This is a genomic window from Nocardia sp. NPDC006630 (genome assembly GCF_040611495.1).
In the GTDB taxonomy this organism is placed as follows: domain Bacteria; phylum Actinomycetota; class Actinomycetes; order Mycobacteriales; family Mycobacteriaceae; genus Nocardia.
Genome location: NZ_JBEXOK010000003.1, coordinates 652,598 through 675,576 on the forward strand (window position 1 = coordinate 652,598; position 22,979 = coordinate 675,576).

Consider the following 22,979-nt stretch of genomic DNA (forward strand, 5'->3'; position numbering starts at 1 on the left):
CCACCCGGCGCGAACATATGGGTGATGGAGAAGAGCTGATGGCCCTCGCGCAATTTCACGTTCTGCTTGTCGCCGGCGCCTTGGCGACCATGGTTATCGCCGCCATGTACCTCCCGGGAGTGGCCCGGGTGTTCCTGATCGCACAGAGTGCGCACTGGTCGCTTTCCTATGTCGCGCGCCCGGCGGTCCTGCTGTGGGTGCAGCCGCAGCCGAACTTCGGTGACAATGTGCCCGATCCGCGACTGGCCGATTACGGCTACGACGCGAGCATTGCCCTGGTCCTGAAGCCGGTGGTGTTCGGACTGTGGGTGTACGCCGGACTGGTTGTCGCCTACGCGGTGTGGACCAGACTGCGACCTGAGCACAATATCAACGAGAAAACCGGCGGCGCAGCATATTTCGCGGGCAACCCGGTCTTCACGCAGACCCTGTTCCTGCTCTACGGCATCGGCACCCTGGGCCGGCTGGCCGCCGTCGCCAGCGGCAGCGGCGGCAGCGCCGGTGAGCTCGAGAGCCCCAATCCGATCCTGAACCTGGTCTCCATTCTGGCCACGCTCGGCGCCATCGGATTGATCGTGTACTTCCGCAGCGACAGCGCGCGCACCACCGCACTGGTGGTCGGGGCGCTCACCTGCGGTGAGCTGCTCTGGACCGCCGTGGTGCAGTCCAAGACGCCGATCATGGGCGCGGCGCTGGCCATTGCGGTCCGCTTCGCCATGACCGGCTGGACGCGCGGCAAAGTGGCCGGGGTGCTGAGCATTACCGGAATCGCGGTCGGCGCGTTCGGCTGGCTGCAGTCCCTCAAAACCACCACGGAAGCCAAATCCCAAGCAGCGCTCGTCGATTCGCAGTATCCGGCGGTGGTGAAACCCTTCCTGAGCATTCTGCGGCGCTTCGATCTGCTGGAAGCCGCCACCGATGCCTGGTACGTCGGGCCGCACTCCTGGCTGACACCGGGCCAGGTGGCCCAGCACGCCCTGCAGAGTCTCGTCCCCACCCAGTTGCTCGGCGCGGAGAAGTTCCGATCCGGCGCGGCCTGGGCCGATCAGGTGCGCGGCGCCTCGGTGGATATGTCCACGGTGCAGGTATCGCTGGCCGAGGGCAATATCAGCGAGGGCTATGTGCTGGGCGGCTATGTCGGTGTGGCACTGGGCGTGACGTTCACCTTCGTCATGCTGATCGTCTGGATCCACTCCCTCTACAGCCGCTTCATCGGCATGGCCGTGCTCGGGCTGGCGCTCATCGAGGTGCCGGTGCTGTTCGAGCGCGGCATTCTGGGCACCGTCGAAACGGTCGGCAAGAATCTGCAGGCCGTCGTGCTGGCCTGGCTGGCCTATCTGGTCGTCGGTGAATACCGAAGACGGGTGGACGAAATTTCGAGTGGACCGATACCACCCGCGGAAACGAGGACAGCACAATGGGTTTGATGGACTACTGGCACCTGGTGCGGCGACGGTGGCCGATCATCGTGGTCGCGGTCCTGGTGTGCGGCGGGGGCGCGTATGCGTACGCGGGGACGCTGCCCACCGTGTACACGGCCTCGAGTTCGGTGTACGTGTCCATGGCGACCGGCACCTCGGTCAATGACTCCTATCAGGGCGGCCTGGCCGCCGAGCAGCGGGTGCGCTCGTATGTGGACCTGGCCAACAGCGTCACGGTCGCCACGTATGTGAAAGATCAACTGGGCCTGACCGCTTCGGTGAACGATCTACGCGGCCGCATCACCGCGGCCTCACCGCCGGCCACCACCATCATCGTCATCTCGGCGACCGACTCCACCGCCAATGGCGCGCGCACGATCACCGATGAGGTGGTCTCGCAGTTCCGGGCGCTGGTCTCGAAGCTCGAACTGATTCAGACCGATGCGGCTCCGGCGGCGCGCGTCGATGTGATCGACAAGGCGCAGACGCCGACGGCGCCGACCAGCCCGCAGAAGAAGCGGCTGTACCTGCTCGGCATCCTGGCCGGACTGGCCCTGGGACTGGGGGCGGCCTTCGTCCGCGACCGCCTCGACAAGCGGCTGCACACCTCCTCGGATCTGGAAGGCATTCTGCCGGTGCCGATTCTGGGCATCATCGACGACGGCCGCCCCGGCGCGGCGGGGGAACTGCGGCGGCTGCGCACCCGGCTCACCGAGGACCCGGAGCGCACCACCGTGCTGCTGACCTCACTGTCCCCGCATTCGGAGCCGGATGTGGCGATCGGGCTGGGCCGCGCCTTCGCCGATACCGGCGCGAGCGTGGTGCTGGTGGATGCCGACACCTCCGGACAGGGTTCGAGCAAGCTGATTCCGGTGAATGCCGCACCGGGACTGTCGGAACTGCTGCGCAGCAGCTCCTCCCCGGTGGACGCGGTGACCTATTGGCCGGAGGTCGGGATCAGCGTGCTGGCCCTGGGCGGGCTCGATTTCCGCACCCCGGATCTGCTCGATTCCGATCGCTTCGGCGACATCATGTCCAAGCTGCGCAGCGAATTCGACTACATCCTGGTCGAAGCCGCGCCGGTGAGCACGGCCGCCGACGCCATTGCCCTGGCACGCCGCTGCGATGCCACCATCGGAGTCATCGAACTCGGGCACACCACCTCGAGCCAGGTGCGCGGCGCGCTCGCCACCTTCGGGCACAACAATGAGCGGCTCATCGGAGCGGTGGTGTTCTCGCGGCCGCGCCATGCCTTCCGGGAGCTGCTGCAGCGCCCGCTGGCCCTGGTCAAACGGTGATCGAGGAGCACAGGGGGCTCGGAGACGAGCGCACGCCGGGCGATGCCGGGGTGCGCCGCCGGCGAATGCTGGCCGCAGGACTGGGGGTGGCGGCACTGCTGCCGATGGCGGCGGCCTGCGCCAAGGACGACTCTTCCGATACCGAATTCCGGTCGCCGCATGTCACCGACGCGCCCGCGGCCCGGAATGTCAAGGATTTCGGCGCGGTCGGCGACGGCAAGGCGGATGACACCGCGGCGCTCGCGGCCGCCGCCGCGGTGGGCGGCAAACCTCTCGTCCTCTATCTGCCGGCCGGGCAGTATATGGTGAAAAGCTTTCCGGCACTGCCGGATTACGCCACCGTGCTGGGCGACGGCGGCGATGCCACCACCATTGTCTACGAGGGCGACGACACGCTCATCTCCCTGCAGCGAAAACAGCGGGTTCGGTTCTCCCGCATGGGTTTCTACCTCTCCGGCGCGAAGGCCACGGCGGTGCGGCTCTCGGACTGCTTCCGCTGCACCTTCGATTCGGTGGTGCTGCGCGGCAATCACCTCAGCGATAACGCGCCGCGCTACTTCGATCAGCGCGGGGTGGTGCTCGACCAGAACACCGGCGGCACCGCCATTATCAATTGCGATATCAACAACTTCGGCTACGGCATCGTCACCTCGTGCATTCAGAACTACGTGACCTCCTCCAAGTTGACCAACAATCACATCGGCGTGCTCGGCACCGGCGGCGACCACAATGCCGGAATGGCCTTCGCCAATGTGGAATTCGTCTCCGACAACGATCCGCGCACCACCGATAAACACCTGGTGGTGGACGGCCCCGCCAATGACTGGTGGCTGACGAATGTCTGGTTCGAAGGGGCGGATACGGCCCTGTCCATCGGCGCGAAGAGCGGCGGGCCCGCCCAGTTCGGCATGGTGAACTGCAAGGTGGCGGCTCGCAAGGTATGCCTGGATCTGATCTACTGCCGGCAGCCGTATCTGGCGAATGTGCAGTTCGATCCGGACCTGGACGCACCGCCGGTGGAGATCCGCATCGATGCGGCCGGCGCGCCGGAGGGCACCGCCATCAATCTCATCTCCGGATCCTTCGAAGATGTGGACCCGCACTCCTTTCCGGACGGCTGGCATGTTATCGGGCGCGGGCGCATTCACGGGGCGCGATTCTCCGGAACCATGGTGGCCCAGGCCAGCCAGCTCGGCGCCGATGTCTTCCAGGCGCAGGATCCCGGCGGCAGTGTCGTATCAGCCCTGCTGCCCAGTGGCGCTTATCTTTCCGATCGCAGTGATGGGGGCATCGTGATGAAGGATTCGGCAGGTGCGTATTGGCGGCTCTCGGTGGGGACGGACGGCGCGGTCAAGACCTCGTCACTGGGCAAGCAGCGGCCCACCGCATGAGCACCGGGCTCGGCCGGGTCCGGCTGGGACCGGCACACCTGCACGGCAGCGCGGTGGTCCTGCGACCGCCGCGCTTCACCGATTTCACGATGTGGCGTCGGCTGCGGCTGCGCGATCGCGCCCTCATCGAACCCTTCTGGCATACCTCGCCGCTGGAATGGGAGCAGCGGCACACCGAGACGCTCTGGGTGCGTGAGTGTTTGGAGGCGGCGACCGCCGCACGCACGGGGAAGCGCATCGCCACCGTCATCGAGATCGACGGACGATTCGCCGGGCAGGTGGAGATCGGCGGCATCGATCAGCGATCCAGGCAGGGCGAGATGGGGATCTGGATCGACTCGGAGGTGGCGCGGCACGGATTCGCCGGTGTGGCCGTCGCGTCGATTCTCGACTTCGGTTTCGACGTGCTCGGGCTGGATCGGATCACCGCGCCCATCTCACCCGGCAATCGGGCGGCCTCGCAGGGCGCGGCGCAGATCTGGTTCACCAGGGAAGCCCGGATGGTCTTGCATTTCGATGTCGGCGGGGCGCGGACCGACCATGATCTGTGGGCCATGACGCGTGCGGATATACCGCCCAAGGGATTCACCGAGACCTGGATCGAATGGGTCCTTGCCAGCCGCGCCGGGCCGGTGCCGCCGGGTGCAGCACTGCCGGACCGGATGCCCGCCGCGTCGACGATCGCCCTGGTTTCGGCACGCTATCGCGCCGGGCAGCTGTGGCGGTCCGTACGGCGGATATGGCCCGCGGGTGCACTCGCGCTGCCGGTGCCGGGCGTGGATGGCGCGGTCCTGCGCACCCTCCGGCCCGCCGACGGCGCGGCCTGGCGGGCGGCGCGGCGTAACGCCATTGCCGCCGGAAGCGAATTCCCCAGCAGTAGTGGCCATCTCGCTTGGTGGCGGGAATTCCTCCGCGGTACCGCGGGAGTACGCGCACCGAACGGCCTACTGCTCGTCATCGATGTGGATGGCAGCTATGCCGGGGAAGCCCGGCTGCTCGATCTCGACCTCTTCGATCGCCGGGCCCGGATCCAGGTCTGGGCCGATCCGGCCCGCGCCGATGACGATGTGCGGTCGGCGGCACTGCGCGCACTGCTGGACTACGCGTTCCACGATCTCGGCCTGTTCCGGGTGGCGACGGAGATCGAATCGGGGGACACCGCATCGGCCGCGGTCACCGCACGCGCGGGACTGCTCAAGGAGGGAACCATGCGCGGATTCGTCGGACGCTCCGGACACCGCACCGATCACGACCTGTGGGCCGTGACGACCGGGGGTGCGCCGCATGCGTGATTTCAGCCGCAGCAATGAGATTCAGTCCCGTCTGCACGAGGTGGTCCCGGGCGGAGCGCACACCTATGCGCGCGGGGCCGATCAGTATCCCGAATCCATGGCGCCGGTCCTGGTGCGCGGCGCGGGCGCCCGGGTCTGGGACTGCGACGGAAACGAATACGTCGAGTACGGGATGGGGCTGCGCTCGGTCACGCTCGGTCACGGGTACGCACCGGTGGTGGAGGCGGTGGCACGCACCATTGCCGAGGGGGTCAATTTCTCCCGGCCGACCGAGCTGGAACTGCTTGCCGCACAGGACTTCCTGAGCCTGGTACCGGGCGCGGACATGGTGAAATTCGCCAAGAACGGGTCCGATACCACCACGGCCGCCGTGCGGCTGGCACGCGCGGCCACCGGACGGGAGACGGTGGCGATCTGCGATCAGCCGTTCTTCTCCGTGGACGACTGGTTCATCGGCACCACCGAGATGAATGCGGGCATCCCCGGATCCTGCACGGTGACATTCGATTTCAATGATCTGCCCGCGCTGGAGGCGGCGCTCACGGAACACGAGATCGCCTGCGTGATCCTGGAGCAGGGCACGGCGCTGGCCGAACCCGCACCGGGCTTCCTGGAAGGCGTTCGGGCACTGTGTGACCGGCACGGTGCGCTGCTCATCTTCGATGAGATGATCACCGGGTTCCGGTGGTCCTCCGGTGGCGCACAACAGCTCTACGGCGTGCGGCCCGACCTGTCCTGCTGGGGCAAGGCCATGGGCAATGGTTTTCCGCTCTCGGCGCTCGCCGGTAAGCGCGAATACATGGAGCTGGGCGGGCTGCGGACCGACGCCGACCGGGTGTTCCTGCTCTCGACCACCCACGGACCCGAAACCGGCTCTCTCGCAGCGTTTCGCGCGGTCGTGCAGGCGTACCGGACCACCGACCCCATCGGCCGGATGGAATACGCCGGACGGCGACTTGCCGACGGGGTCAATGCCATCGCGGCCGAGCTCGGTATCGGCGAACACCTGCGGGTCCTGGGTCGCCCCTCCTGTCTGGTCTTCCATACCAAGGACCCGGAAGGCCTACCGTCCCAGCCCTATCGGACGCTCTTCCTGCAGGAGCTCCTCGAGCGCGGCGTGCTGGGGCAGTCCTTCGTCGTGTCCGCCGCGCACACCGATGCCGATATCGACCACACCGTAGACGCCTGCGCGGAAGCCGCCGTCGTCTACCGCAAAGCCCTGGAACACGGGACCGTCGACGGCCTGCTCAACGGCCGGCCCGTGGCTCCCGCCCTGCGCCGCACTGCTTTCCCTCGCCGCCTGCCGGATCTGTGAGAGGTACACACCGATGAATGCGCCGCGCATTGCGATCGTCCACGAGCGGTTCACCGAGTACGGCGGTTCGGAGGCGGTGGTCGCGGAATTCATGAAGACCTGGCCGGGTGCGCCGGTCTTCGCGCCCATCGTCGACGAACCCTGCACGCTGGCACTGCTGGCGGCGGCGAGCATGTCCTCCGAGGACACCGGATCCACCGACACTGCTGCGGGCGAACGCTTTTCCGCTACCAGCGGTGCACCCACCGGGGCCGATCAGCCGATCGGGACGCTGCATCACACGTGGCTGTCGCGGGCCTACGCGGCAACCGGGCGCAGATCGCACGCACCGCTGCTGCCCTTCGTACCGCGGGTGCTGCGCGGACTGCCGCTGGCGGAGAATTACGACGCCGTGGTGGTGAGCCATCACGCCTTCGCGACCCAGGCGGCATTCGCGACCACCGCGCCGGTGGTGGCCTATGTGCACAGTCCGGCACGGTGGGCGTGGGACAAGGCATTCCGGGCGCAGGAGGGCGGCGGTCCGGCCGGACAGCTGGCGCTGACGGCGCTGGGCGCACTGGCCCGGCATCATGAGCTGCGGGCCGCGCCCCGGCTGGCACATGTGGTCGCGAACTCGCAGGCGGTGGCCGAGCGGGTGCGGGATTGGTGGGGCATTCCGGCATCGGTGGTGAATCCGCCGGTCCGGGTGGAGCGCTTCTCCCCGGACCCCAGCATCGAGCGGGAGGAGTTCTTCCTCTTCGCCGGGCGACTGGTCCCTTACAAGCGGCCCGATCTCGCCATTCTCGCGGCGCAGCGGGCCGGGGTACGACTGGTGATCCTGGGCGACGGGCGTTTTCGCCGCCAGCTGGAAACCCTGGCCGGTCCCGAGACCACCTTCCTGGGCCCGGCCTCCGACGAGGTGCTGCTCGATATGTACCGCCGCTGCCGCGCGCTGCTCATGCCCGGCGTGGAGGATTTCGGCATCGTTCCGGTGGAGGCCATGGCCTGCGGGGCGCCGGTGCTCGCGGTCGGCGAGGGCGGGGCGCTGGACACGGTGATTCCCGGCGTCTCCGGCGAGCACATAGCGCACGGTACGGATGAGCAGGTCGTCGCCGGATTCGCCCGTGCCATGCGCGCTTTCGACCCCCTGGACTACGACCGGGACACCATCCGCAAGCACGCCGCGACCTTCGCCCCGGAGGAATTTCGCACTCGAATCGCCGAAGTTGTGTCGCAAGTCAGTCGCTGAAAGACTATTCTTAACGCTTCCGTGCCGGTAGGCGAGGATTCCACGCTCAGACCGCATTCGGATCACCCGTCCTAAGAGGGTGATCCGAATGTCTTACATCATCGACACGTGTGTGGCCGCGCTCTGCCACAGCCAGAATCACTCTGGCAGCGTTCCGATCCCGGTCGGCGCTGAACCCGCAGCGGTGGCATCGGAAAGTTCTGTCTCCGAGTTCGAGCTGCTGCTTGGCTCTCGCGAAACACCTCGAACACGTCATAGTTGTGTAGGCGGGCCGCACCAACACCACCTTCCGGCCGGCCCGCTTGCCATGCACGATCAACTCCCGCTTGCCCGCGCCGATCGCCGCGTCCGCGGCCTTACGTGCCATCGAGGACTTCGCCAGAAACTTCGGCTCGAAGTCCTCTACCGCGATCAACTCATATTTCTCGACAATACTTTTCGCCCACACCCGCGAATCATGCTGGGTTTGCCGGGCCGCTTTCTTGTGCAGTTTCGCAGCCTGACGAGCGGCTCGCTGGTACCCGCGCGATTGTGGGCCACGCTTGCCTCGTCGCCGGCGAGCCACCGTGCGTTGCGCTCGGGCCAGCTCGGCCGCGCAGCGTTTGCGGTGGCCGAGGTACGGCAAATCGAACAAGGGCTCGGTTGTGGTGGCAGTGACACGAACGCCCCAGTCGATGCCGATACCGCCGTGTGCCGGCGCGGCGGACTCGGTCGGGCGGCGGACGACGAACGAGGCATACCAGTGCCCGAGTGAATCCTGAGTCACCCGAACACTCGACGGCTCGGACGGTAACTCCCGCGACCACACCACCGGGATACTGACGCCCTTCGCCAGCACGAGACGACCGTCACGGATGCCGAAGTTGCGGCGCGTGTACTCCAACGACACCGGGGTCATCTTGCGCAACTTGACTTTCGGCCGCCCTCGACCCTTCACTGTGAACGACTGCGCGAGCGCTTGCGCGTAGGTCCGCAGCGTCTGCTGTTGCGCGACCTGCGACCCGTCCCGCAGCCACGAATTGCGCCCGCGGGCCTCGGTCAGGAGTTTGCTGAGCTTGCTGAAGGTCGGTTTGTTCCCAGACTTCTGCAGATTGACCGCCTCATTCCACAGGAACCGGCAGCGATGCCACTCGGCCAGCAGGGCAGATTCCGCAGCGCGGCCCGGCCGCAAGCGAAAGTTGTACCGCACCAACTCATCCACGCCTGATAATTTAACCGCGACCACCGACACGGAATGGAGGACGGCGCTTCTTCCTCGTGAACGAGGGGGTATCCGCGCAAATATCTGATGACGGGTGAGGCTGTGGGTGAAGGCGATGGCGCTGGCGGCGCTCTCGTGACGGGTGGTGCGGGCGATATCGGCCGCGAGGTGGTGCGGCGACTGGCGGCGGCCGGGCGCGAGGTGATCATCGCCGATATCGATGTGGCGGCGGCGCAGCAGCTGGCCGCCGAGCTCGGTCCCAAAGCCAGTGCGCTGCACCTGGATCTGAGGAGCGACGACAGTATCGAGGCCGCCGCGCACGCGGTGCGCGGCAGTATCTCGGCGCTGGTGCAGTGTGCGGGCGCGGCGATCGTGGAGCCGTTCCTGGACAGCACAGTCGCGCACTGGGACCTCATGCACCAGGTGAACCTGCGCGGCCCCATGCAGCTCACCCAGCACCTGCTGCCCGCCCTGCAGCAGGCATCCGGGGCACGCATGGTCTTCGTCTCCTCGGACGGCGCGCGCGCCGGCGCCGCGGGCGAATCCGCCTATGCCGCCTCGAAATCGGGGCTGTTCGGTTTTGCCAAATCGCTGGCTCGCGAGGTCGCCCGGCACGAGGTGACGGTCAATGTGGTGTGTCCCGGCCCCATCGAGGGCCGAATGGTCACCCACACCATGGCGCAGCACCGCGGCAAGCTCGAAGCCCTCCAGAAGGCCATTCCGATGAAACGCCTGGGCCGGCCCGATGAGGTCGCGGCCCTCATCTGCTGGCTGGCGAGCCCGGAAGCCAGTTACCTCACCGGCCAGCTGATCAGCGTCAGCGGCGGCATCACCATGCAGTGAAGGAGACGCCACCATGCCCACCCTCCCCATAGTCGACGCCCACCTGCACCTCTGGGACACGACGGCCCATCCCTGGTACCCGCAGCTACGCGACTTCGGCAGCGCCGCAGGACAGCCCGATCTGGGCCGCCGCTTCCTGCTGCCCGACTACGACCGCGCCGCGGGCGCCGAGATCGCCGGCCTGGTGCACGTCTCCGCGACCTCGGCGCCGCAGGCCTACCTCGCCGAGACCCGCTGGATCGAGGAGATTGCGGCCGCCGACAAGCGGCCTTTCGCGCTGGTGGCCACCGTGGACCCCACGCTTGCGGCGGCCGACCTGCTGGACCATCTCGAACAGCAGTCCCGCAGCGCGCATTTCCGCGGCATCCGGGTCTTCCAGGGCCTGTCCCCCGCCACGCCCGCCGCCGAGACCATCGCGCACTGGCTGCAGGATCGTGATGCCGTCTTCGATCTGGTCACCCGCCCGGACGACATGCTCGACTGGATCGACTTCCTCGCCGGATACCCGAACCTGCGGGTGGTGCTCGAACACCTCGGGCTGCCCAGGAGCACCGCCCCCGACGACCGCACCGCCTGGCACAATGCGCTTTCCCTGGCCGCCAAGGAAACCCAGTGGCTGTGCAAGGTCTCCGGGCTGGGCCTGATCTGCCCCGACCTGAGCTGGGAGTCGCTGGGCTTCTGGCTGGAGAGCAGCGTCCACCTCTGGGGCTGGCGCCGGCTCATGTTCGGCTCGAATATGCCCGTCGAGACGATCGCGGGCAGCTATCCGGAGCTGCTGGCCACCGTCGACCAAATGGTCAGCACCGACGCCACCGATCAGGAAGCCGAATTCTTCTACCGCACAAACGCATCCGATACCTACGGGCTCACACTCTAGGTCTGCCCAGTCGTTCGACCGCGGCGGCCACGCGCTCGATCGAGAGCTGCTCGGGTTGCGGCAGCTGGGAGACGCGGCGGCTGCCGGTCAGTTTGTAGTCCGTGCCGACCAGCTCGTACATGCTGATGAAGCCGTCGAGATCGTCGGAATCCTGGTCGCCGCGCACGATCCAGTAGGTGGGGATGCCGAGCATGGCGTAGACCCGCAGTTTGTCGATGGCCTCGCCGACCTGACTCTCCCCGTGGACGGCCTGCACGACGGCGCAGAGGTCGGCGGGATCGTGCACGGTGCTGTTCTTCGCCGGGCAGTGCCCGGGGCGGAAGACCACGCCGTCGGCGACGAAGTTGCGGAAGCCGAGGTCATCGCGGGCGAAGCCGCTGCCGGCGATGTACTGATCGCCGGCTATCTCGTAGCCGAGGTTGTTCCAGAACTCGAGCACGCTGAACACGATTCGGGAGTACCAGAACGTGACGGGCATGAGTGTCAGCTCCAATCGCCTGCTCTTTCCTGACGAGACCGAAACACCATAACGTCAGATCGGGCATATAAGACACGCGCGGATCCGTGTACCGCTCAGCCGGGCGATTCGGGCAAAATCACGTGACCGGCCACACAGGACAATTGACCAGTTGCGTCCGAATAACTAAGTGCACCGACGGTTACACCAAACCCGTTGTCACACACAAACACTCGAATTGCTACCGGGTGACCAGTCCCACATGCCGGAAATCCCCGTTTCGGTTGAAGGCGCTTTGAGCGCCCCGTAAAGTTACTCACCAGTTAGGCACGATGGTGTTCCTACCGCGGCCCGACATTCTGCTAGGGGGCCGTTCTCTATTCATCGTCCACATCCACCGACGCATGTCGGACGAACAACGTTGAGCACCAACATGTTCGTACATTAAGGAGGGGACGATGGTTTCCTACATCGTCACGGGCGGTACCGGGTTCCTGGGCCGTCGCGTCGTCGCCGGTCTGCTGGACCGCGACCCGCACGCTGTTGTCCATGCACTGGTTCGTGAGGCGTCGGTCGCCAAACTGCACGAGATGGCCCTCGGCTGGGGCGCCGAGGATCGGGTGTTCCCGCTGGTCGGTGATCTCACCGCACCCGGACTCGGACTGCGCGACGGCATTACCGGCGAGCTGGACGCACCCAGCGCGGACCATGTCATCCACCTGGGCGCCATCTACGATATGACCGCCGACGAGGACAGCACCTACGCCGCGAACGTGCAGGGGACGCGCGCCGTAGTGGAGCTGGCCACCGAAATCGGGGCGGTGCTGCACCACGTTTCGTCGGTTGCCGTCGCCGGTGATCACAAGGGCAAGTTCTTCGAGGACGACTTCGATCTCGGGCAGCGTCTCGATTCGCCTTATCACCGCACCAAATTCGAGGCCGAGAAACTCGTGCGCGAAAGCCGCGGCCTGCGCTGGCGGGTATACCGCCCGGCCATTGTGGTCGGCGATTCCCGCACCGGCGAGATGGACAAGATCGACGGGCCGTACTACTTCTTCCCCGCCATTGCCGGATTGGCCGCACTGCCGTCGGAACTGCCGATGCCACTGCCCGATCTGGGCGCCACCAATATCGTTCCGGTGGACTATGTGGCGGCCGCCATGGTCGAACTCGTCAACAAGCCGGGTTTGATCGGCCGCACCTTCCATCTCACCAATCCGGAGCCGCAGCCGTTCGGCCAGATCTACGCCGCGCTGGCCCGCGCCGCCGGCGCGCCCGCCGGCTTCGGCACGCTGCCCGGCAGCCATGCCGCGCTGCACGCCCTCGGCGGACTGCCCGGCGTTCCGGCGGTGCGCGATTTCGTGCTCGAGCGCTTCGGCATTCCCGCCGAGGTCGCCCCGCACACCGCCTTCGCCTCGGCCTTCTCCTCCGACTTCACCCGGGCCCAGCTGCGCGGCACCGGCATCGAGGTGCCGAAGTTCGACACCTACGCCGCCGAGCTGTGGAGCTACTGGGAGGCGCACCTGGACCCCGATCGCGCCCGCCGCGGCGGCAAGGAACCACTGCGGGAGCGCATCGTGCTGGTCACCGGCGCGTCGTCCGGCATCGGCCTGGCCACCGCGCACGCGGTCGCCAAGCGCGGGGCGACCGTGCTCATGGTGGCGCGTACACCCGAGGATCTGGATGCGGCCGCCGCGGCGGTGCGTGCGGAAAGCGGTGCGGCCCAAGCCTACATCTGCGATATCACCGACGAGAAGTCGGTGGAGCTGCTCGTCAAGCAGGTGCTCGCCGACCACGATCACGTCGATTTCGTGGTGAACAACGCGGGCCGCTCCATCCGCCGCTCGGTGCTCAATTCCACCGATCGCATGCACGATTTCGAGCGCACCATGGCCGTCAACTACTTCGGTGCGGTGCGATTGATCCTGGCTCTGCTGCCGTCCATGCGGGAGCGCCGCTTCGGGCACTTCGTCAATATCTCCTCCATCGCGGTGCAGACGAAGGTGCCGCGCTTCGCCGCCTATGTGGCGAGCAAGTCGGCGCTGGACAATTTCAGCGAGATCGCGGCGGTCGAGAATGCCGATGCCGGTATCACTTTCACCTCGGTGCGGATGCCACTGGTGCGCACGCCCATGATCGCGCCGACTGACCTGTACAAGTCCATTCCGGTGCATTCCCCCGATCAGGCCGCCGATATCGTGGTGCGGGCGCTGGAGCACCGGCCCAGCCGCATCGATACGCCCATCGGCACTTTCGCCCAGATCGTGGATATGGTCATGCCGTCGGTCAAGCGCGCCATCCTCTCGGAGGGCTTCCACATGTTCGGAGATTCCAAGGCCACCAAGCCGGTTCGCGACGGCGACGCCGCACCGGCCGAGAAGAAGGAATCGCGCAGCCCGCTGCTGGCCCTGGCGCCGATCGTGCAACCGCTGATGGGCCTGCCCGCCCCGGCGGCCCGCATTGCCAACCGGATTCCGGGACTGCACTGGTAACGCCTCCCGCGCAAAAGCATTCGGCCCGGTGCGAGATTCGCACCGGGCCGAACTGTTCGGATGCAAGGGGTTTCAGGGGCGCAACAGCTGAGAGCTCCCGAGAGTTGGGGCCACCCCCTCCCCTGGCTTCAGCCGACGTGGTTGGCCGCGAAGTTCACCGCGCCGACGAAGCTGCTCCCATAGGCGACGTGGGCATTGGCATCAACACCCGCCCCGCAGATGGGATCGCCGCCGGTGCACCAGTCACCGGTGCGAGACATGAACGGCCCCGGCACATTCCAGCCGATGGCCCGCATGGGATCACCGAACAGCAGAACTGCCGCGACGCGGTCGCCGAGGTCACCGGGCAGCTGCACCCGGCCGGGATACCAGGACACCGCGCCGGTGCCCAGTGCCGCGTGCACAACCGCCGCACCCTGCGAGTACCCCACCAGAATGAACTGCTGCGCCGGGCAGGCCGCCGCCTGAGCGGCCAAGTGCCCCACCAGATCCGCCGATCCCGCGCCCAGATTGAAGCTGTAGTCCGCCGGGTAGTTCACGGAGTACGCACTCGTACTCACGGGCAACCGGTCCTGCAGCATTCCGTATAGCGGATCGCCGACCGCGTCGCCGAGCCAGCCCGGTTCGCCCGTGCCCCGCGCCACGACCACGTCCACGTCGGTACATGCGTCCGCGTGGGCCCGAGGTAGTGGGAAGAACACACTCGCCACCAACAATATGGCGGCGAGAACCCAAGCTATACGCCACTTTCCAGTCAGCACAACCCTTCGGTCGCCCATTGTTCTCACCCTCTCACGCCGTTGTGAGAGGCCCGGTGACTCTTGTCAGTGACAAGTGACAAATCGCCGGGCCATGTGACCCAAGGTAGGGAGAAGGCGACTGTGCGGCAACGAGTCCTACCGGAGAGATACCCAATTGGTGTGCATCTGTATCACTGCGAAACTTGCACTCTACAAGCTATTTTGAGGCAACGAACCGGCCTCGGAACGGTCCTTCGGGTCCCCGCAATCGGGGCGCAAAGTAGAACCAGTTCTCATAGGGTGTTGGTATGGAACGACTTACCGGACTCGATGCGAGCTTCCTCTACCTCGAAACGGATACCCAACTCCTGCACGTCTGCGCACTGCTGATACTCGACCCCACCGCGGACGGACGCGAATTCGACTACGACAGCTTCAAAGCCGAACTCGGCCGGCGGCTGTACCTCATTCCCGCCATGACCCGCCGCCTGCACAATGTGCCGTTCAATCTCGATCATCCGGTGTGGGTGCAGGATTCCCACTTCGACCTGGACTACCACGTGCGCCGGGTCGGCCTGCCCGCACCGGGCGGCCGCCGGGGACTGGCGGAGATCACCGCCGATATCGCAGGCCGGCCGCTGGATCGCACCCGCCCGCTCTGGGAGATGTGGGTGGTGGAGGGCTTCCCGGACCATAAGGTCGCCGTCATCTCCAAGTACCACCACGCCATCGTCGATGGCATCACCGGCACCAATATGATGATGCACCTGTGCGATCTCGAGCCGGGCGTGACCTATTCGCCACCCGCCGAAACCCCTGCTGCCGAAGCGGAACCGAATGATCTGGTGCTGGCCGCCGAGGGCCTGGCCAAATTCCCGGGCAAGCTCGGCATGTTCGGCATGATGCCGCAGACCGTCGGAATTCTGACCGGGCTGGTGCAGCGCCGGCGCGGCAGCGGCGAGACCCGGGGTATGGCACTGCCGTTCACCGCACCGCGCACCCCGTTCAATCACGCAATCACCCGGCATCGCTCGATCTCCTTCGTGCAGTCGGACCTGGCTGATATCAAGGAGATAAAGTCCGCGTTCGGCGTCAAGGTCAACGATGTGGTGCTCGCCGTGGTCGGCGGGGCGCTGCGCAGTTATCTCGAACTGCACGATGAGCTGCCGGAAACCTCACTGATCGCCTCGGTTCCGGTTTCGGTGCACGAAACGTCCCGGCACGAGGCGGGCACCAATAAGGTCTCCACCATTTTCGCGCGGCTCTATACCGATCTCGCCGATCCGGTGGAACGCCTGCAGGCGATTGCCGCGGACAATCGCGGGGCCAAGGAGGAGCATGATCTCATCGGCGCCGACTTCCTGCAGGATTGGGCGAAGTACGCCCCGCCCAACACTTTTCAGCTGGCGGCGCGCGCGTACTCCTCGCTGAAGCTGGCCTCGCACCATCCGGTCGTGCACAATCTGGTGGTCTCGAATGTGCCCGGGCCCAACTTCCCGATGTACTTCCTGGGCGTGCGGGTGTCCTCGATGTATCCGTTCGGGCCGGTATTCCACGGCGCCGGGCTCACCGCCACCGTCATCTCCAATAATGGCAACCTGGACTTCGGCTTCATCGCCGCCAAGGAACTGGTGCCCGATGTCGAGAAGATCGCCGACGCCGTCCCCGAGGTGATCGCCGAGCTGCTCAAGGCAGCCGGCGAAAAGCACTGAGCCTCAGCGCCTAGAGCCGCCCGACCACCGATTGACAGGCCTCGAGGAATACCGGGACAAAGACGTCCGCCTCGAGTGCGCAGGCCGCGTGACCGGCCTTCGCGAGGAAGATCTCCGCTCCCGGAATCATTTTCGCCATCTCCAGCTGCCGGTAGACGGGCAGGGCCCGATCTCGGGTGGTGATCACCACCGCCGTCGGCACCTTCAGCGTCGAGAGCCATTCCGTCGCATCGAAATTACCCAGTACCGCCAGGGCCTGCGCCAGCGCCCAGCCGCTGGTACTGCGCATCTCCGCCATGGCCCAGCGATCCATCCGGCCCACCGGCCACGACGCCTGCGGCAGCACCGGGAGCTTCTGCTTGTGCAATTCCGTGCGGCGCAGGGCCGTGTCGGCGAAGGAGGCCGCCAGCAGGCCCCAGGTCTTGTGGAAGGCCCGCTCGCGGCGGGTCTCCTGGAAGCGATAGGTGGTGGCGGCCAGCACTATTCCGCCGACCTTGTCCGGATGCCGGTGCGCGGCCAGCTGCGCGATGACGCCGCCCATGGAGTAGCCGGCCAGCACCGGGCGATCGAGGCCGAGCACCTCGGCCACCGCGATCGCGTCATCGGCCAGATCGTCGAGATCGAAACGCTCGGAACGGATTCCGTGCCCGTGCCAGCGCTGATCGAAGAGCACCACACGGTAGAGCTCATTGAGCTCGCGCAGCGAGGGGAACCAGTTGAGCATGGCGGTGGTGGCCATACCGTGCAGCAGCAGGATGGTCGGCGAATCGGCGGCAGGGCCCGCCAGGTCCACCACATAGGCGCTGCCCCGGCCGGGCAGCTCGACCATCGCCCCCTGCGGAACCTCGGTCAAGCGCGAAATGCGCGGCGACAGCCGGCGGTTGCGCCGGCGCTCACCGGACTCGGTCGCCTCGGAATAGTCCGAGCTGGGTTTCGTCATCGAATGCCTCCCGGGAAGCCGCATCAACGGTCAAAAATGAAACACGTTTCAGTTGATGATGCCATAATCCCGGTGTGATGCAGGAGTACGTCGCGTCACGAATTGCAGTGCGATGGGGCCGGGACCACAGTCGTGACGACCACCGGTGGCGGCGGCGCGGCCACCGTGGTGGCCGGTGGCGGATCCGGGTCGTAGAGCCGAATTCCGGTGTAGCGCAACTGCCCCGGTGTGACGGTGATGCCCGGGACCTCCACGGTGTGGCCGTAGACATCGGTGACCCGGGCGGTGAACGGGCCCGGACCGGCGCCCGAAATGGTCCAGTAGTTGTCGTAACCGCGGTGCAGCGGCTTCCAGTCGCCGCCCGCATCCGAATGCAGGTCGACCGCGCGCAGGGAGTTGCCGCCACCGGAGAAGAGCACCCCGATCCAGTCCGCCGACGAGCCCTGCTGCACCCGGTAGAACAGTTCCGGTGCGGGATTCGGGTCGACCACCTGACTGATCTTGATCTGCGCCACACCGTCGGAGCTGTCGGCGATGGCCTCGAAGGCGGCTCGGCTCAGATCGTATTGGTGCGGTGCGCAACCCGGGCAGCGGTCCACGATCTGTGCGCGCACGCTGCCGAGGGGGCCGTCGATATTGACGTAGGTGCCGCAGGGTGAGGAGTCGGCGTATTCACCGGTCGGTACGCCGACGTAGTAACCATCGAGGGGTAGATCCGGCAGTGAGCACGCCACGCCGGGACTGAAGGCGTAGAAGCGGGCCTGTGCGAGCTGCGGTTGCGGCGCAGGCGGCGGGGGCGGGGGCGGGGGCGGGAGCTGCTGTGTGGTAACCGAACTGGGAGCTATTGCTGCGGGCTCGGTGCGGACGGTGGTGATCGGCGCCGCCGAGCGGCAGGCGACGGGCTCGGGACGCATGACCCACGTTACTGTCCCCACCACCACGGCCGCCGCGAGGGCCGTCCACAACCAGGGTCTGCTCGAGCGAACCACTTCGTATCCTGTGCGGTGCATGGCCGCTCCCCAACCTCCGAATTGTGTTTGCTGCAACGATGCTGACCCCCTTCAGGAAAGCAGCAGCGCCGGTCGCGGCGGGGTCGAATGGGAAACTCGGAGTGAAACAGTCGGCGAGTCGCCGGTGTGTCATAGATCTAGAACGGACCACCGCCGCACTCCGTATCTCCTGGCGTACACCGAATTCAGGAGCACCCCTCATGCCCGACCTCGCGCCGTTCTATCGGCAAGTCCAATCGCACTACGACGTCTCCGACGATTTCTACGCACTGTTCCTCGACCCGTCCATGACCTACAGCTGCGCCTACTTCCCCGATGCCACCATGAGCCTGCAGGAGGCCCAGCAGGCCAAGATCGATCTCGCACTCGGGAAGCTGCGGCTGCAGCCGGGCATGACCCTGCTCGATATCGGATGCGGTTGGGGCGCAACGATGATTCGCGCCGCACAGCACTACGGGGTGCGGGTGATCGGACTCACCCTGAGCCGCAACCAGTTCGACTACACCCGGGCGCGGCTGGACCGGCTCGGCATCACCGATGCCGAAGTGCGGCTGCAGGGTTGGGAGGAGTTCCGCGGCAAGGCCGATCGGATCGTGAGCATCGGCGCCTTCGAGCATTTCCGCAAGGAGCGCTATCCGGAATTCTTCGCCCGCTGCCACGCCATGATGCCCGCGGACGGACGGCTGCTGTTGCACACCATCATCGGCCGCACACTGGCGGAACTGCGCACGCTGAACATTCCCGTCACCCGTGAGGATGCCCGCTTCCACATCTTCATGAAGCGGGAGATCTTCCCCGGCGGGCAACTCCCCCAGCCCTCCACGGTGACCGGACTCGCCGGGGCCGCCGGATTCCACACCCAGCGCATCCATTCACTGCAGGCGCACTACGCGCACACGCTCGATCTGTGGGCCGCGGCCCTGCAGGCCCATCACACCGAGGCCGTGCGCCTCACCTCCGAGGAGGTTTATGCCCGCTACGTCAAATACCTCACCGGCTGTGCGCACTACTTCCACGCCGGGCACCTGGACATCATGCAGTTCACGCTGGTCAAGTAGCCGGACTCCGGAACGATTCTGCGCCACAATGGAGTGATGACGGGCTGGACTGGCTACCGTCGGTACGCCTACTGGACGGCGACGGTGTTGATCTGCGCCGAAGGGGCGGTCGGCGGAATCTGGGATATCGCACGGATTCAGTACGTCCGGGATCTGGTGACGCATCTGGGTTATCCGACGTATTTCCTGGTGCTGCTGGGCGTATGGAAGGTGCTGGGGGCGCTGGCGCTGCTCGCGCCGCGTATTCCGCTGGTCAAGGAGTGGGCCTATGCGGGGACCTTCTTCGTCTACACCAGCGCGATGGCCTCCCATCTGACCACCGGATATGCGCTCGGCGAGCTGTGGATCCTGGCCGTGCTCGCAGTGCTGACGGTGGTGTCCTGGGCGCTGCGGCCCGACGATCGACGACTACGCCCAGTGCGGCCGGTCACATCGGGTTGACCTCAACCTAAGTCGAGCTAGGACAGTTGGGCTCATGAACGCGATCTCCAGTCCGGCAGCACCTTCGACCGGCATCACTCTGTCCGACCTGCCGTCGGCTCTCCGTCCCCTCGACGACACCGCATTCGAGGAGATTGCGCGCTCCCTGTCGCAGGCGGCCGTGGTGGGCATCGGCGAATCGACGCGGTTCGCGCAGGAGACCTTCGAGGTGCGCGATCGACTGTTCCGCATTCTGGTGCAGCAGTATGGCTTTCGCGCTGTGGCACTGCAGGACAGCGCCGATGTCGCCGCCGTTCTCGACCATTTCGTGCTGACCGGGGAAGGGACCGCGCAGGCCGCGCTCGATACGGCGTGGCGGCCGTGGCGGACCGCCGAGACGGCCGCGGCGCTGGAGTGGATTCGCGACTTCAACCGCGAGCACGGCGCGGATCCGGTCCGGATCATCGCGGTCAAACCCGCACAGGCGAATTCGGCGGATTACGACGTGGTGCTGGATGCCGTGCGGCGGATCGCACCGGACCGGCTGGCCGAGATCTCCGCGCATCTCGAACCGATCCGGAGTGCGCACACCACCGACGAGCATGTGCAGCGCGCACGCGGAATCCACCCGGGGCGGGCGTTCCAGGAGGATGCGCGAGACGCTGCGGCCCTGCTGAATTCACTGGCCGGGGTGCCGGAGGACGTCCGGTCCCGTCTGCGGCTCATTGTCGATTTCCACGAGCGCAGCGTCGCGGGGCGCGGGTCGTTCGTCGGCGATGACGATCTCTGGGGCGCCGCGATGATCGACTATCAGACGCGGACCGGGCGGCGAATCGTCTACTGGGACGGCATCGCCCACAGCTCCGCCCTCGCCACCGGGTCCGGCGACCATCCCACCGCCGGCAGTGTGCTGCGGCAGCATTACGGCGCGCGGTACGCCTCGGTGGCGATCGGATTCCACCACGGCGACCTCGGTATCGTCGATGTTCCCGCGCCGCCCGCGGACTTCCTCGACGCCGTGCTGGGCGTGGCCGAACCTGCGGCGCACTGGGTGGATCTGCGCGGCCACCACGGTGCGCTCGGGCCGGTGAAAATGCGGGTGATCAGCGGCATTTACGACCCGGCGAACGATGCCGCGGCGCATCTGGTGTTCGCCGATCTGCCAGCCGCTTTCGATGTCCTGGTGCATGTTCGCGAGGCGTCTGCGCTGCGGTGGCTGCCGTAAATGCAGGCGGTCAGAGATGGTGTTGGCGTGGCTATATCCGCCGCGTCCGATCGATACCCGACCGCAGAGACCGACTTCACCCGCGTAGTGCGTGCTCATTCCCCGCGCACCAGACCCGAGTGATCGCACGGGTCGCGCGGATATCCGCCAGCGGGTCGCCATCGATCAATACCAGGTCGGCGCGCATTCCCGGTGCGATCACGCCGCGATCGGTCAGTCCGAAATGCTTGGCGGGCAGGCTGGTTGCCGCGCGAATGGCCGCGGCCGGGGTCAAGCCCGCCGCGACCAGCAGTTCGAGCTCACGGTGCAGGGCGGCACCGTGCTCGGGCTGGAACGGCACCCCGACCTGGTCGTTGGAATCGCTGCCCGCCAGGACCGGCACACCCGCGGCATGCAGTGCGCCGACCGTCGCGAGGCAGTACTCGATCCCGCCGCTGCCCAGCGCATTGGCGATGCCCTCCATCATGACGAGGGTGGGCACCGCGATACCGCCCTGTTCAGCCATGCGCCGCACATCGGCCCCAGCGACTTCCGCCTCCCTCGGCACGTGGGTGAGGATGTCCGCGCCGACGTCCAGACCGGTGAGGTAGGCGCCGAGCGATGCCGCGTGCGCGACAACCCGCAGGCCACGCGCATGCGCCGAGCGCACCACGGCCGCGGCCACGTCCGCATCGGGTCCGCCGCCGCCCGGCGCCTCGAGCACGATCTTCACGTAATCCGACCCCGCGGCGACCCGCTCGGCCACCATGCGATCGGCCTGATCCGCATCGGTGATGATCGCCGCATCGGACATGCCCGGCACCCTGGCGTGCATACCGCCCGCACCGATCAGCGGGGTGCCCGCACTGCGAATATCGCTGGCACCGGACTCTTTTCGCAGCGCCGCCAGCCGTTCCGGCGGCCAGGTCGCCATATCGAGCCCGGTGGTCACGCCGTAGTCGGCCAACTGCGTCAGGGTCTGCGGGCCGTGCAGATGAATATGGGCATCGATGAACCCCGGCAGCAGAATCGCACCACCCGCGTCGATCAGTTCCGCCCCGCCGGGATCGGTGCCGATAACGTCCCCGTCGATCACGACGGTGGCCGGTTCCCCGAGCTCCCGACCGTCGAAAACGCGAACACCGGTCAATGCGATCTTCGAACCAGCCTCTGACAAAACAGGATTCACGCCAACCTCCTATGCGGCACTTCTGTCGCGGTGTCCGAATACCGCCCCCCATCCACCCTATCGGCGGCGACCGAAGCGGGCATGAGCGCCAACACCGAGCCGAACCACCACGAACCCAAACAACCAGCGCCACAGCCGAACACGGTTAGTATCGCTGAGACGTCAAGGGTTCACGGCCGGGTTTCGCCGATGAACCGGCAACAGATCAAGGGGAGGCTCGAGCGGATGGATCCAGTGACGATGATCGCCGCGGCGATCGCGGCCGGCGCAGCAGCAGGTTTGACCGACACCACCAAAAAGGCCGTCACCGACGCCTACCAGGCCGTCAAGACACTCATCACCCACCGCTACCAGACCGTCGATGTGAGCGTGCTGGAAGCACACCCGATCGCACCTGCCCAGCGCACCCTCCTGGCCCAGGAACTCACCGACGCCGGCGCCACCGACGACCCGGAACTCCGCACTGCGGCCTGGCATTTGCTGAACCTCATCCAGGAACACACGCCGCAGGTCGCCGAAGCCGTCGGCGTCCAACTGCGCCGGGTCGAAACCGGCGAACTCGAGATAAGCGATATCACCTCCAGTGGCAGCGCCGTCATCGCCGAAGACACCAAAGTTCAAGGCACACTCAAGATCAGCGGAATTCACGCCGGCAACTCGGAGCCGCCACACCCTCACAGCCCGCGGCGATAACCGGTACCACCGCCGCCACATCCGCCGAGCACGCACAGCTGATCGGGGTCTCCGGCGCTTCAGCGGGCCGTGACTTCATAATCCAGGTCCTCACCGCAACGTCGAGCAACGATCATGTGCCGCCGCTTCGACCCACCGGGCGAGTGATATCCGGCGAGATCCCGCAGAAGCCAGCCTATTTCGTATCCCGCGCTGAAA

Annotated in this window: 20 protein-coding genes; 14 read left to right on the forward strand and 6 right to left on the reverse strand. The window is 66.6% G+C overall.

What is annotated here, in order from left to right; all coding sequences use genetic code 11:
- Positions 1–17: 17 nt before the first annotated feature.
- The 6 genes from ABZX86_RS11145 to ABZX86_RS11170 all read left to right on the forward strand — a co-directional run bounded on the left by ABZX86_RS11145 (position 18) and on the right by ABZX86_RS11170 (position 7,945).
- Positions 18–1,427, forward strand: a complete 1,410-nt coding sequence (locus ABZX86_RS11145) for a hypothetical protein (protein WP_355122336.1) — start codon at positions 18–20, stop codon at positions 1,425–1,427.
- Positions 1,427–2,719, forward strand: a complete 1,293-nt coding sequence (locus tag ABZX86_RS11150) for a GNVR domain-containing protein (RefSeq protein ID WP_355122338.1) — start codon at positions 1,427–1,429, stop codon at positions 2,717–2,719. The genes ABZX86_RS11145 and ABZX86_RS11150 overlap by 1 nt, the downstream gene beginning before the upstream one ends.
- A gap of 65 nt (positions 2,720–2,784) precedes the next feature.
- Positions 2,785–4,110 (forward strand): glycosyl hydrolase family 28-related protein, encoded by a 1,326-nt coding sequence (locus tag ABZX86_RS11155; protein WP_355122632.1) that lies wholly within the window; start codon positions 2,785–2,787, stop codon positions 4,108–4,110.
- Entirely contained in the window at positions 4,107–5,402 is a 1,296-nt protein-coding gene (locus ABZX86_RS11160; RefSeq protein WP_355122340.1) for a GNAT family protein, read from the forward strand. Before ABZX86_RS11155 ends, ABZX86_RS11160 begins: the two co-directional genes overlap by 4 nt.
- Positions 5,395–6,717 carry a glutamate-1-semialdehyde 2,1-aminomutase gene (locus tag ABZX86_RS11165; RefSeq protein WP_355122342.1) on the forward strand — a complete coding sequence of 441 codons (1,323 nt, stop codon included), beginning with the start codon at positions 5,395–5,397 and terminating at the stop codon, positions 6,715–6,717. Before ABZX86_RS11160 ends, ABZX86_RS11165 begins: the two co-directional genes overlap by 8 nt.
- 13 nt (positions 6,718–6,730) lie before the next feature.
- Entirely contained in the window at positions 6,731–7,945 is a 1,215-nt protein-coding gene (locus tag ABZX86_RS11170; protein ID WP_355122344.1) for a glycosyltransferase, read from the forward strand.
- Positions 7,946–7,991: 46 nt separating this feature from the next.
- On the opposite strand, the gene ABZX86_RS11175 is transcribed toward ABZX86_RS11170, so the two are convergent.
- Positions 7,992–9,146: a transposase gene (locus tag ABZX86_RS11175; protein WP_355122346.1), complete on the reverse strand. Its 1,155-nt coding sequence runs from the start codon at positions 9,144–9,146 to the stop codon at positions 7,992–7,994.
- Positions 9,147–9,248: 102 nt separating this feature from the next.
- On the opposite strand from ABZX86_RS11175, the gene ABZX86_RS11180 reads away from it, so the two are divergent.
- Complete coding sequence (locus ABZX86_RS11180) at positions 9,249–9,989, forward strand: SDR family oxidoreductase (RefSeq protein WP_355122348.1); 741 nt, start codon at positions 9,249–9,251, stop codon at positions 9,987–9,989.
- Between the two features lie 13 nt (positions 9,990–10,002).
- Complete coding sequence (locus tag ABZX86_RS11185; protein WP_355122350.1) at positions 10,003–10,866, forward strand: amidohydrolase family protein; 864 nt, start codon at positions 10,003–10,005, stop codon at positions 10,864–10,866.
- On the opposite strand, the gene ABZX86_RS11190 is transcribed toward ABZX86_RS11185, so the two are convergent.
- The gene (locus tag ABZX86_RS11190) at positions 10,856–11,344 is read right to left on the reverse strand and encodes a hypothetical protein (protein WP_355122352.1); all 489 of its coding nucleotides are present in this window, start codon (positions 11,342–11,344) and stop codon (positions 10,856–10,858) included. The two genes, ABZX86_RS11185 and ABZX86_RS11190, sit on opposite strands and share 11 nt — an antisense overlap.
- 437 nt (positions 11,345–11,781) lie before the next feature.
- Here ABZX86_RS11190 and ABZX86_RS11195 point away from each other — a divergent pair, with 437 nt between their 5' ends.
- Positions 11,782–13,815: an SDR family oxidoreductase gene (locus ABZX86_RS11195; protein WP_355122354.1), complete on the forward strand. Its 2,034-nt coding sequence runs from the start codon at positions 11,782–11,784 to the stop codon at positions 13,813–13,815.
- A gap of 128 nt (positions 13,816–13,943) precedes the next feature.
- Here ABZX86_RS11195 and ABZX86_RS11200 read toward each other — a convergent pair whose 3' ends face one another.
- Positions 13,944–14,594, reverse strand: coding sequence for a cutinase family protein (locus tag ABZX86_RS11200; RefSeq protein WP_355122356.1), 651 nt, complete (start codon positions 14,592–14,594; stop codon positions 13,944–13,946).
- A gap of 269 nt (positions 14,595–14,863) precedes the next feature.
- Between ABZX86_RS11200 and ABZX86_RS11205 the strand changes: the two genes are divergently transcribed.
- Positions 14,864–16,267, forward strand: coding sequence for a wax ester/triacylglycerol synthase family O-acyltransferase (locus tag ABZX86_RS11205; RefSeq protein WP_355122358.1), 1,404 nt, complete (start codon positions 14,864–14,866; stop codon positions 16,265–16,267).
- 10 nt (positions 16,268–16,277) lie between these two features.
- On the opposite strand, the gene ABZX86_RS11210 is transcribed toward ABZX86_RS11205, so the two are convergent.
- Positions 16,278–17,207: an alpha/beta hydrolase gene (locus tag ABZX86_RS11210; RefSeq protein WP_355122360.1), complete on the reverse strand. Its 930-nt coding sequence runs from the start codon at positions 17,205–17,207 to the stop codon at positions 16,278–16,280.
- A gap of 95 nt (positions 17,208–17,302) precedes the next feature.
- Entirely contained in the window at positions 17,303–18,121 is an 819-nt protein-coding gene (locus ABZX86_RS11215; protein ID WP_355122362.1) for an expansin EXLX1 family cellulose-binding protein, read from the reverse strand.
- Between the two features lie 296 nt (positions 18,122–18,417).
- On the opposite strand from ABZX86_RS11215, the gene ABZX86_RS11220 reads away from it, so the two are divergent.
- Genes ABZX86_RS11220 through ABZX86_RS11230 form a run of 3 tightly spaced genes read left to right on the forward strand, consistent with a single transcriptional unit; the run spans position 18,418 to position 20,920 of the window.
- On the forward strand, positions 18,418–19,275 hold the full coding sequence (locus ABZX86_RS11220; protein WP_355122364.1) for a cyclopropane mycolic acid synthase family methyltransferase: 858 nt from the start codon (positions 18,418–18,420) through the stop codon (positions 19,273–19,275).
- Positions 19,276–19,311: 36 nt separating this feature from the next.
- On the forward strand, positions 19,312–19,716 hold the full coding sequence (locus tag ABZX86_RS11225; protein ID WP_355122366.1) for a DoxX family protein: 405 nt from the start codon (positions 19,312–19,314) through the stop codon (positions 19,714–19,716).
- Between the two features lie 34 nt (positions 19,717–19,750).
- The gene (locus tag ABZX86_RS11230; protein ID WP_355122368.1) at positions 19,751–20,920 is read left to right on the forward strand and encodes an erythromycin esterase family protein; all 1,170 of its coding nucleotides are present in this window, start codon (positions 19,751–19,753) and stop codon (positions 20,918–20,920) included.
- Between the two features lie 76 nt (positions 20,921–20,996).
- Here ABZX86_RS11230 and ABZX86_RS11235 read toward each other — a convergent pair whose 3' ends face one another.
- Complete coding sequence (locus tag ABZX86_RS11235) at positions 20,997–22,088, reverse strand: amidohydrolase family protein (RefSeq protein ID WP_355122370.1); 1,092 nt, start codon at positions 22,086–22,088, stop codon at positions 20,997–20,999.
- 81 nt (positions 22,089–22,169) lie between these two features.
- Between ABZX86_RS11235 and ABZX86_RS11240 the strand changes: the two genes are divergently transcribed.
- On the forward strand, positions 22,170–22,781 hold the full coding sequence (locus tag ABZX86_RS11240) for a hypothetical protein (protein WP_355122372.1): 612 nt from the start codon (positions 22,170–22,172) through the stop codon (positions 22,779–22,781).
- Positions 22,782–22,979 lie beyond the last annotated feature (198 nt).